General features: G+C 61.3%; 12 protein-coding genes. 6 read left to right on the forward strand and 6 right to left on the reverse strand.

Annotation, left to right across the window (positions count from 1 at the left end; genetic code table 11):
- Positions 1-19 precede the first annotated feature (19 nt).
- On the reverse strand, positions 20-1,324 hold the full coding sequence (locus tag JNB88_RS09390; protein ID WP_220355219.1) for an epoxide hydrolase family protein: 1,305 nt from the start codon (positions 1,322-1,324) through the stop codon (positions 20-22).
- A 228-nt stretch (positions 1,325-1,552) separates the two neighbouring features.
- On the opposite strand from JNB88_RS09390, the gene JNB88_RS09395 reads away from it, so the two are divergent.
- Together JNB88_RS09395 and JNB88_RS09400 are read left to right on the forward strand one after the other, a co-directional pair.
- Positions 1,553-1,948, forward strand: a complete 396-nt coding sequence (locus JNB88_RS09395) for an Ohr family peroxiredoxin (RefSeq protein ID WP_220355220.1) — start codon at positions 1,553-1,555, stop codon at positions 1,946-1,948.
- 68 nt (positions 1,949-2,016) lie between these two features.
- Positions 2,017-3,048 carry a DUF3095 family protein gene (locus JNB88_RS09400; RefSeq protein WP_220355221.1) on the forward strand — a complete coding sequence of 344 codons (1,032 nt, stop codon included), beginning with the start codon at positions 2,017-2,019 and terminating at the stop codon, positions 3,046-3,048.
- A gap of 40 nt (positions 3,049-3,088) precedes the next feature.
- On the opposite strand, the gene JNB88_RS09405 is transcribed toward JNB88_RS09400, so the two are convergent.
- A complete protein-coding gene (locus JNB88_RS09405; RefSeq protein WP_037129441.1) occupies positions 3,089-3,910 on the reverse strand; it encodes a helix-turn-helix transcriptional regulator in 822 nt (273 codons plus the stop codon).
- Between the two features lie 97 nt (positions 3,911-4,007).
- On the opposite strand from JNB88_RS09405, the gene JNB88_RS09410 reads away from it, so the two are divergent.
- From JNB88_RS09410 to JNB88_RS09425, 4 genes are all read left to right on the forward strand, one after another.
- A complete protein-coding gene (locus JNB88_RS09410; protein WP_220355222.1) occupies positions 4,008-4,913 on the forward strand; it encodes an SDR family oxidoreductase in 906 nt (301 codons plus the stop codon).
- A 974-nt stretch (positions 4,914-5,887) separates the two neighbouring features.
- The gene (locus JNB88_RS09415) at positions 5,888-6,133 is read left to right on the forward strand and encodes a hypothetical protein (RefSeq protein ID WP_220355223.1); all 246 of its coding nucleotides are present in this window, start codon (positions 5,888-5,890) and stop codon (positions 6,131-6,133) included.
- Between the two features lie 490 nt (positions 6,134-6,623).
- Positions 6,624-7,940, forward strand: coding sequence for an integrase arm-type DNA-binding domain-containing protein (locus JNB88_RS09420; protein ID WP_220355224.1), 1,317 nt, complete (start codon positions 6,624-6,626; stop codon positions 7,938-7,940).
- The gene (locus JNB88_RS09425) at positions 7,930-8,934 is read left to right on the forward strand and encodes a hypothetical protein (RefSeq protein ID WP_220355225.1); all 1,005 of its coding nucleotides are present in this window, start codon (positions 7,930-7,932) and stop codon (positions 8,932-8,934) included. Before JNB88_RS09420 ends, JNB88_RS09425 begins: the two co-directional genes overlap by 11 nt.
- Positions 8,935-8,951: 17 nt before the next feature.
- On the opposite strand, the gene JNB88_RS09430 is transcribed toward JNB88_RS09425, so the two are convergent.
- From JNB88_RS09430 to JNB88_RS09445, 4 genes are all read right to left on the reverse strand, one after another.
- A complete protein-coding gene (locus JNB88_RS09430) occupies positions 8,952-9,194 on the reverse strand; it encodes a helix-turn-helix transcriptional regulator (RefSeq protein WP_220355226.1) in 243 nt (80 codons plus the stop codon).
- 181 nt (positions 9,195-9,375) lie between these two features.
- Positions 9,376-9,693, reverse strand: a complete 318-nt coding sequence (locus JNB88_RS09435; protein WP_220355227.1) for a hypothetical protein — start codon at positions 9,691-9,693, stop codon at positions 9,376-9,378.
- Positions 9,694-9,759: 66 nt separating this feature from the next.
- Complete coding sequence (locus JNB88_RS09440) at positions 9,760-10,446, reverse strand: helix-turn-helix transcriptional regulator (protein ID WP_338110980.1); 687 nt, start codon at positions 10,444-10,446, stop codon at positions 9,760-9,762.
- Entirely contained in the window at positions 10,419-10,943 is a 525-nt protein-coding gene (locus tag JNB88_RS09445) for a helix-turn-helix domain-containing protein (protein ID WP_223217135.1), read from the reverse strand. Before JNB88_RS09445 ends, JNB88_RS09440 begins: the two co-directional genes overlap by 28 nt.

A 10,943-nucleotide genomic window follows, 5' to 3' on the forward strand; every position in this document is an offset into this window, starting at 1 on the left:
TGCGCGCGCCTGGTGGTGGTCAACCAGACTTCCGTAAGCTGCGGAATCCGGCCCGCACTTCATCAACAAAAAGCTTGGGCTGCTCCCAGGCCGCGAAATGGCCGCCCTTTTCCACCTTGTTGTAGTGGATGAGGTTGGGGTAAGCGGCTTCGGCCCACTTGCGCGGCGTCTCGTAAAGCTCATCCGGGAACACGCTTACTGCGACAGGAACCTTGACGCCCTTGGGCGCAAAGAATGCGAGCTTGTTTTCCCAATAGAGACGAGCCGCTGACACGCCTGTATTGGTCAGCCAGAACAGCGTGACATTGTCGAGAACATCGTCGGGGCTCAGGCCTTCCTCCTGGCCGTCGAAGGCACGGGCGATGAGTTCAAGGCTCCGCGCATCGTGGTCGAGCATGTATGTCGCAAGAGCAATCGGAGAGTCGGCCAATCCGGTCAGCGTCTGCGGCCGTGTTCCCATCAGGAAGGCGTAGTAGACGTGCTTGTAGAAGAAGACCTGGTCGTAGGAACGCCGCTCCTCGTCCGACAAGCCTTCCGGAGCAGGCGCGCCCGCAAACGATGCGTTATTGATGTTCTCCGGAATGGCCCCTGGCATGTTCGTATGAATGCCCAGCAGTTCCGGCGGAGCCTGAACGCCGATCATGTCGGTGACAAGGGCTCCCCAGTCGCCACCCTGGGCGACGAAGTGCTCGTATCCAAGACGCCGCATCAGGGCAATCCAGGCGGTTGCAATCCTCTCTGGCCCCCAGCCCGAGGCCTCAGGCTTCCCGGAGAAACCATATCCGGGCATGGATGGGATGACCACGTGGAATGCGTCGGAGGCTTTGCCTCCATACGCAGTCGGATCGGTCAGCGGGCCGATAATCTTCAATTGCTCGATGATCGATCCCGGCCAGCCATGCGTTACGATAAGCGGCAACGCGTTTTCATGCTTCGAGCGAACATGGATGAAGTGGATATCGAGGCCGTCGATCTCCGTGATGAAGTTCGGTACGGCATTGATCCGGGCTTCGACATTGCGCCAGTCATACGCGGTTTGCCAGTGGCGTAATACCTGCTTGATGGTCTTCAGCGGCACCCCTTGCGAGAAATCGCTCACCGTTTCTTTCTCCGGCAAGCGGGTATGGGCGAGCCGATAGCGTAGGTCATCAAGATCAGCTTCTGGAACGTTGACCCGGAAAGGGCGGATCGCTTCGGGATCGCTCGACGCATCTAAGCGTCCGGGCAATAGGCTTGCGATGCCGAGGGCGGTAATGCCGGTTGCCGCGGCACCTAGAAGTCGGCGTCGGTCCAGGTCGATAACTTCGGTTCTGGTGGTGGTCATGGTCTCTCTCCTCGAGAATTGGCGATTGAGAGTCTGCACCGTTGTGCTGCCCAAATACCTACGCCGAGGAGGCCCGACGCTCACGTTAGGCGTTGTTAATCCTTGTTTGTTGGAGGGCCGCGGCAATCAACGTCTAACAACGCCTAACGTGCGATTTCAGTCGTCCGGCAGTACCTCTGTTGGCAGCACAACGGTGCAGACATTCAACCAACACAGAGGAGTTTCGCCATGACACACAAGGTTCTTTTTACGGGTAAGACCCACAACACAAACGGCCGCGATGGCGGCGCACGCAGCAGCGATGGCCATCTGGACATCAAGATGAAGCAGCCACATCCGGCAGCAGAAAATCTATTCGGGGCTGCCTGGTCGGCCTGCTACATGGGCGCTATCGAGTACGCGGCGTCGCAGAAGCACATCAAGCTTCCGTCAGGAATCGCGGTGGACGCCGAGATCGACTTGAATCTGGAGGATGGATCGTACTTCCTCAGTGCTCGCCTCAATGTCAGCGTTCCCGGCATCGACCCCGCAGTAGCAACCGAGCTCTTGGATGACGCCCACAAAATCTGCCCGTACTCAAAGGCAACGCATGGCAACGTCGATGTTGTGACAACTCTCATCTAAACAGAAACCCGCCTGGCCTGCCTCCATTGGCCGGCCAGGCGGCCAAACTTTGAGGTTAGGACGCTTCAATGGACAAGCCATTCGGACAACTCGAAGCCAGTAGTGACTTTGCCGTACTACTGGACACGAGAACGTACACCCCGTTGCCCGACGACTGGTTGATTGGAATTACCGACGTCGTCGATTCAACCACCGCTATTGCGCGAGGACACTACAAGGATGTCAATTACGTGGGCGCTTCGGCCATAGCGGCGCTGGGCAATGCTCTCGGCAATTTCGACTTTCCATTCGTGTTTCGCGGCGATGGTGCCGCGTTTGCGCTCGACCCCGGTGTAAAGGAGACTGCGATCAGCGTTCTGCGGCGAGTCGCCGGCTATGCTCGCGATCAGTTGAAACTCAATCTCAGAATCGGGCTTGTGGCCGTGAAAGACATACGTGCGGCCGGAAGGGACGTGAAGGTCGCGCATTTCGCCGCATCGGAAGCAGCCACGTATGCCATGTTTGCTGGCGGCGGGTTGAACTGGGCTGACCGGGAAATAAAGGCTGGAAATTATGCCCTACTGCCATGCGCGGAATACGCAACGCCTGACCTGAGAGGATTGACTTGCGAGTGGGCACCTATCCCAACTCAGCGCGGCGATATCCTTTCCCTTCTTGTGGAGCCAAAGGACACAAGGTCGGAGGCCTTCACGCTCCTCGCAAGGCGATTGCTTGCCGCGCTTGGTGCAGAGGACGGATCATCGCGCCCGGTTCCCGACGATGTTGTGATCAGCAAGGACGCCGAGGATTATCTCGGCGGCAAGGGATGGGCAGACGTCGTTTTGAATTCGGACTACAGGAGGTATGACGATGTCCTTCGCCTCACCCTGGACTGTACGCCTGAGCAGATCGAGAGAGTCGAAGCGCTTCTAACTTCGGCAAAAGAACGGGGCGAGGTCTATTTCGGGCTGCATCGCCAGTCGCACGCGCTGATGACCTGCCTCGTGCCAATCGGCGCTCGAGGGTCACATTTGCACTTTCTGGACGGAATGGGCGGTGGCTATACGGCCGCGGCCTCACGGCTCGAGGCACAAAAGAACCCATCAGCCACGCTGAACTAAACACTAGGTTCAGCCTCAAACTTTAGGAAAGCGTCCTTCCTCAATCGGCCGAGACGAGAAGTTCAATCCGTCTCGATGTTTCGGCCGATGCCGAATTATAGACAAGCATGCCAAGGTCTGGACGCCCTTCGATCGCAAAGGAGGAGAATTCAAGTTCAAGGAGCCCCTGTGTCCGATGATGGAGTCGCTTGAACCCGTCCGCCCTCCCGGCGACATTGTTGTCGCGCCACAACGTCTCGAACTCCGGGCTCAGTCTAGACAACTCGTCGACCAGTCGCGTGATCTCCGTCCCGGCACCTGCCCGCATGGCATCGGCGCGGAATGCGCCCACGACGTAGCGCGCAACGCTGAGCCAGTCTTCTTGCGCGGCCTTGATGCCGGAATTGGTGAACATCAGGCGCAGAATGTTGCGCTGCTCGCGTGGCAGTGAGCCGTAGTCGGTGAGGACTTTCGTGGCCGCGTTGTTCCACGCGATGACGTCCCAGGTCGATGTCTTGATGATCGCCGGGCTCATGGGCATCGAATCCAACACTCGCTGAAGTCGCGGGGTGACCTCGTCCGAACGCGTATAGTGCGCCTCCGGGGGACGTCCAAGGCCAAGAACGAAGAGATGCTCACGCTCTGGCTCCGTCAGCATCAAGCCTCTGGCGATACGGTTGAGAACATCGGCCGATGGCGCGCCGCCCCGTCCCTGCTCGAGCCACGTATACCAAGTGGGCGAGATGTTTGCCCGTTGGGCCACTTCTTCTCGACGAAGACCTGGCGTGCGCCTGCGACTGCCCGCGAAGCCGAACGCAGACGGGTCTAGCCGCATACGCCTGTCCCTAAGGAAAGTCCCGAGCGCGTTTTCCATTTCCGTCATGACGATCCTGTTGAAGATTATACTATGATAAAGTCACTACTTTAACAGGACAGAAGTTATGCCAGATTGGGATCCAGAACAATCTCGGAGACCTCCCATGCGCGTATTTTTGACAGGTGCGACCGGCTTCATCGGCTCGCACATCGTTCCAGAACTGCTGGCAGCAGGGCACCAGGTACTCGGATTGACACGGTCAGACACCGGATTGCGATCCCTGGCGGCGGCGGGCGCCGAACCCCATCGCGGCACCCTTGAAGACCTTGGCAGCTTACGTGCCGGCGCAGAAAAGGCTGACGCCGTGATCCACACCGCGTTCGACCATAACTTTTCGAACATGGTAGAGAACTGTGAGAAAGACCGGCGAGTGATCGCTGCGCTAGGGTCTGTCCTGCAGGGATCAGACCGGCCGCTTCTGATCACCTCCGGTGTCGCGCTTGGAGATGCTGGAGACGGCAGGCCCGCCAACGAAGCGGTGTTCAACGCCCTGCATCCGATCCCGCGGATCGCCTCGGAGCAGGCCGCCAACGCCCTGCTCGAGGTCGGAGTTGATGTGCGTGTCGTACGGCTTCCGCAGGTGCACGACACAACAAAGCAGGGCCTTGTCACCCCCTTTATCGAGCACTCCCGTGGAAAGGGGTCGGTTGCCTATATCGGCCAAGGTAACAACCAGTGGTCGGCTGGACACGTGCTCGACGTAGCTAAGCTTTATGTTCTCGCTCTCGATCGCGGCCGAAAAGGCGCACGCTACCATGCCGTCGCTGAGGAAGGGGTTGCCATGAGAGATATTGCCGAAGCTGTGGCCGCTGGTTTGGGCCTGCCGACGGTGTCTCTATCCACCGAGGACGCGCCAGCGTATTTCGGATGGATGTCGATCTTTGCCGGCCTTGGCATGCAAGCTTCCAGCGACTGGACTCGGGAGCAGCTCGACTGGAATCCTACGGGCCCGGGGCTGATCGAGGACCTTCAAGCTATGCACTACTCGAAGTCAGCCGCAGCTGAATAGCTGATCGCGACCAGCGCCGATCCGACGGCGCCGACCGACATCATCGGTGTTCACTTTCCCAGTGTCCGTTTATCCACTCTAGTCAGGCAATCCTGCCCTTTTCAGTGCAGGGGAGAACCCGTCTATCAGCACCCTCTATCCAGTCCGCCGTGCTGTCAGTAGCGCCCAGGTTCGACGGAGCGTCTGCAGGCGTGTGGATACACGTTCCTGCGCAGGGGGAGGGGAAATGGCATTTCGGAAATCGGCCAAGGCTTGCGCCTCTAGCAACGTCTTCTCAGGCGATCCCGCCAGGTCGGAAATTTGTTTCCCGGTATGGTGGTCGGTGACCACCCACTTTCCATTTTCGAGTGGTTCTATCTGGTAACGCTGCATTCTAACGCCATAAATTGGAAAGGGCCATCTCACCCTACAATGCCTTCAATCTCAATATCGAGTGAGGAAGTTTGCGCCTATACTTTGGTGGGATGGTAAATCTGTTCCGTGAAAATCGTTTAATGGTCTTGACGGTAATTGCCTGAACGAGTTTCAGCGTGCGCCCTTGCCAGGGCGGATATAACAACGCTCGACACGCGGTGACACTGCAAAAGATGCTCTACGGCATACTACAAGCCGTCGCCGGCCCGATCCTGCGAATTGACGAGATGGAAGCGGTAGTCGGGTTCGCAACTTCCAGGACCAGTACCGCTCGGGAATGGCCTTCAACATGAAACGCGTCGATACACCGAGGACACCGTCTAGACGTGATCGAGGAGCGGAGGCGTCGAGATTGTCTGCCGCACCCACCTCAGCGGATAGCTGTGATTTCCAAGGGCATGGCATGAAGCGATCGACAAGGGGCAAGCTGACAAACTTGAGGAAGTCGAGGACTAGTGCTTCCGATTGCGGGCCGCAATCTCCATGCAATGGCTTACCGACACGCAGCCGACGCTCTCGCACTGTGCCAAGGGAGTTCAATCAAAGACACAGGATACGGATTGTCGCCTTCCATCGGCGTCAACGTCAATGGTCAGCGTCCACCCGGCCTTGGTCGGGAAAACACTATTGCCCATGTCCGCTACCTTGCCGCAGTCCGGAAGTTCTGTTTCCCCGTAGACCCGGCGCTTTATCGAAATCAGCTTCTTGTCGGCGTCAACCACGCAAATGCTGTCTGCACCAACCTGAAGATCCCGGCAGAACTTTTCCGCCGCTTCCTGTTCAGTGGCGCTAACCTCAGCCGATGAAGTGCAGGTGAGCAGAAGAACCGAAAGTAAAGCTATTCGCTTGGACATTGGGTGGCTCTCGTCGATGGTACCTCAATCATGATCTAGGGCCTAAGCGAGGCGAAGTCGATGGATCAGGTTCTCCAGCATTTGGCCGCAGATTGCCGCAAGTCGTTCGGGGGAGGCTATGGGAACACCTGCGCGAGTTCGATGGATCATCCGCACTTCGCCATGGATGAGAAAATGGTAAGGTCCCGTAGGGTTCGTGTTAGTTCCACGCGGTCGGCCGGGCGGATTATGTCAGAAGGGGTCCGGTGGGACTCGAACCCGCAACCAAGCGGTTATGAGGCGCGGGAACGGTCTGGGCCGAAATTGCCCATGGTCACCATACTGCTCGAACCCGCTGAAGTCGTTGCGTTCGACGGCGTCCGGCGCTTTTCTCGTCGGACGCCGGAAATCCCTCCGGCCGCCACTTCGTTGACCAACCGTTGACCCGACCAGGAGTGCCGCCATGACCAGAGCACGCGCATTGGACACGCAGCGGATCGAGAAGTTCCGCCTCAAGAGGAACGAAAAGCGCCGCGAGGAGTCCGACGGAAAGACCCCGAACCTGTTCCTCCGGATCGGGCGGCGGGACAAGGTGTTCGAGCTGATCGTCCGGTGTCCCGGCGAGCGCGACCCGACCCGCCTCAAGATCGGCACCTTTCCGAAAACGACACTGGACCGCGCAAGCGAGGTCGCGGCCGAATGGAACGCGATGATCGAACGCGGGCTGGACCCGAGAGAGGAGGGCAAGCGGCGCGAGCGGGAGGCGCTCGTGGACGCGCGGAGGACCTTCCGGTCGGCGATGAAGGACCACATCGCCTGGCTACCCAACCGCACACGCAACTGCCATGCCGCGGCGGACGCCAACTGCCTTCGCGCGGAATTCCTCAATCCGAAGCGCAACGACTGGATTGACAAGGCCCTCGCGGACGTCACCAAGGCGGACGTGGGCACGCTGATCGACAAGATACGCGACAGGGGCGTTCCCGGCCGGGCGTTTGAGGCGCTCGGCCTCATAAAGCAGTTCTTCGTCTGGGTGAACGCTGCGTCCAGGTACCAAGCCTACGGCCTGCCGGGCAACGTGACGGGCAACCCCGTCGCCGACGTCACGCCCGAGTCGATGCAGTTTGTGCGGGTGGTTCGCGAGAGGACGCTCGACGTGGTGGAACTGCGCGCGTACTGGCGGGCGTCGGTGGCGATGGATTACCCGGACGGGCCGATGTACAGGCTGGTGCTGCTGACGGGCGGGCGACGCAGGGACGAGTGCGAGGGCATCCGGTGGTCGGAAATCGACATCGGGAAAAAACTCTGGACCATTCCGAAGGACCGGGTGAAGCACGGGAACGAGCTCGGCGATCTGTATGTCGCCCTTACCGACGAGGCGGCCGCGCTGCTGGAGGAACTGCGCCGGGGACAGCCGAAGGGCTGGGGAGACTGCGTTTTCAGCGTGACGAACGGCCAGACGCCGTACACCGCGTACGACATGGACGACTTCCGCGCGCGGGTGGAGGAGGAGTTCCGCAAACTCATGCCCGGATCGGCGATGGACCGCTTTTGGTTGCACGACCTGCGGCGGGTGGTCCGCACGGCGCTATCGAAGCTGGGCGTTCCCAAGGAGATCGCGGAGTATGTCATCGGGCACCGGAAGAAGAAGGACTACAACCAGGACCTATTCATCGCGCCGTGCCGGAAGGCGATGCGGCAATTCACCGACAGGCTGCTTCGGGTGCTCGACGGCTCCGCCGCCGGCTTCCGGGCGGACGATCCGGACAGTGACGAATAGGCGAGCGCGACGGGAGGCCGACATGGCGAGCCGCAGGGATGGCAGGGTGATATCAAGGGAAGAGCTTCACGAACTGGCCTGGTCGGTTTCGGCCAAGAGGGCGGGACTACTGCTGGGGGTTTCGGGCAAAATCTTCGCCCGGATCTGCAGTGCCCTGGAAATCCCCCGGCCGCCGCTCGGCCATTGGGGCAAGAGGGAGCCGCGGCCACCGCCGCCGGCGCTGCCGCCCCCGTCAGCCGGAGTGAAGGATGGCTGGAAGCCAGGCGACCCGACGGAGCACGGGAACCATTCGCGCTGGGTTCCGCAGCCGCAGGGACCTCTGACCTTCGCGGATTTCCAGGACAGCAGACGGCTTCACGAGCTCGTCAAACCCGCCGCGAAGGCGTTGCGGCGTGCCGAACCCGGCCCCGACGGATACTATCTCAAGCCGGGCATAAGAAGGGGGCTGGTCGACATGGCCTGCTCGAAGGACGGCCTCGAGAAGTGTCTGCGGTTCACAAGCGACCTGTTCAAGCGGCTCGAATCGCCGGAGAACGGTCACTGGGTGGCGATCGCGCCCGCGACCAGGGGGTTCGTCCGGACAAGGATCGACACCGCCGAAGTCGGGGCCGGACGGCGCAAGGGCGTTTTCCCCCCCTGGTCGCCGCTCCGCCCGACCTTCGTGTCCGTGTTCGGCGTGCCGATCGGGCTTGCGGTCGTGGAGACGAGCAGGCCGACGCGGATGCGGTACGTCGGCGGCGGCCGCTATGTCGCCGACAGCGGCCGGGCGGAAGACCACGTCCCGCCGACCTGGGTCGAGACCCGGAACGTTCCCACGGGCCTGCTGAAGCTGGTGGCCTACAGTCCGTACTACGACGTTCCGTGGCAGCGGCAGTGGATGGAAACGCCGGGCAAGCTTTTTTCGTTGTCGCTCGACGCGATCGTCAGGGGATTGGTGGCGGGGGCCCACGAGCTCTTCCTGGAGCTCGAGAAGGCGGGCATTCGCTCCGGGTAGACGCCGCCCAGGCGGCGTCAACCGCGGTCGGCGAGCCACTTCAGGACCTCCGACACCCGGAAGCCCTTGCGGCCGAGGGGATTGTCCGTCAGCGGGACTTTTTCGGGAAACAACTTGTCCTCCACCAGTCGGTCGATCGTACCCCTCGACAGCGAGGTGATTTCGCAGGTCTCCCTCATGCTGTAGAAGCCGCGCGGATCCCTCGCTATCAACTTTCTCCTGTCCGGCACCCGCCGCCGCGTTCGTTTCCTGCCTGGCATCGGATATTCCTTCCGCAGTTGGCACCTACCGTTCGGGCCGACGTCCCGCATGGCGGCTGGCGCATGCGGGCCCTGAGCGCGGGCTACGGCGAACCTTCACAATGCTGCTCCGCAATGGCGCGCAGCAGTGCCTTCGTCGAGCCTCCGGTCCACAGCACGCCCCCCCACTTCCCCAGCCGCATCAAGGGACCGAGGGCCGAAATCCAGCCGATTGGACGACGTCGCGGCCGTCTTGAATGCGGGCGCGGCCGCCCTGCATCGCCGTTCCCGCCGTCGTCTCCACCCGCCTCCGCCGGGTTCCGGCGGACCGGGCTTCTAGCTTTCCAAACAGCAAGGGGTGGATCACGTCCTCCGGCCACACCGTGCGGCCGGTCGCAAATCTCCATCCCTCGGAAAACAAGCGCCGCTGCCTCAGGCCAAAGATCGTCTGCCTGGAAAGCGCCGTGAGGGCGCAGACCTCACGTTGCGGATGGACGCTGCGCGGCGGGCGCTTGGCCATGGCTGTTCACCTTCCTCGTCCGGCGATACCGACAAAGGAAAGCACGATGCGCAAACCGGGTCAAAATCAGCTCCAATTGTACTGGTTTCGTTTCCAGACGGTCGGAATCCGTGTGAAAAGGTGGTCGCCGCGGTTTACCCAGAGCGATTGCGGCGGGGATACTTCATCAGAAGCCCGGCGCACCCCGAGGCCAACGAACCGATGGCAAGCCAGAACACTCAGAAATTCCACTCCGCGGCCCACGTAGAAATCGCGGAGGCAATCGTGGCTCTTCTTGGTAAAGGACCCGCCGTTCTCGAGGTTTCCCACCTGGCGCGACGTCAGGCCCGCGCCATCGGCCGCCTCCCGCCGTTCAAGTCCCAAAAGCGCCCTGGCGGCTGAGAAGTTCCTCTCTTTGGGTAGCGGTAAGCGGCGCAACACCGCCGCCTGGTAATGCCAGTACGCGCCCGAGCCGTGCACCACGTTTTGTGCCCAGTCGGTCCGTCCCAGAAATTTTATGCCACGCCCTTGGTAGAATTCCCGCAGCGCGGCGATGGTCTTCAACGTGGTATCCACCGATCCCGTCTCGCAAGCGGCCAGCGATGCACGGGAGATACGGATGGCCCCCGCCGCTTGTGTTTGCGTGAGTCCCATGAGCGCCCGGGCGGCTCGCAATGCGCCGGGCGGGATCGTAGCTGCGAAAGGCCGGATTCCAGGGGGCTCGTGGGGTGCCGGCTCGCGCTCGATCATGGCGGGGCCGGATGCGGGGGACATTCGCGCCCGGACGCCTTTGAGGCCCAGCGGACGCCTATGCCGAAATAGCCGTTGGTGACCGGGTCGCCCCAACCGACGAACTCGACACCGGCGTTTTGGTAGAACGTCAGAAGCGTCCGGTGCGACTCCTCCCAGACCTTTCCGGATTCCAGGCTTTTCACGGTGGCCCGGCTCAGGCCGGCAAGTTCGGCGATCTCGGCCTGCCCTTTGTTCACCAAGGCCCGCGCCGCCCGAAACGACACCCGGGTGTCCTCGACGTGAAACGCCGCTTTCCCGGCTTCGCCGACGTCCGGCGAAGCCGGGGCCGACCACCGGGCTCCGGCCCGGCTGATCTCGCTTCCGATGGCTGCCTCGCCAAGCAGCTCGATTCCCGCCGCGGTGTAGAAGTCGACAAGTTCAAGGTTGGTGCCGATCCGCGCGTCCGAGGTCTCGACGATCGTGAGATACCTGTGCGGCACGCCAGCGGCCGCCGCGGCGGAGCGCTGCGAGAGGTTCAT

The organism is Rhizobium cauense, from assembly GCF_019511525.1.
Taxonomy (GTDB): Bacteria; Pseudomonadota; Alphaproteobacteria; order Rhizobiales; family Rhizobiaceae; genus Rhizobium; species Rhizobium cauense.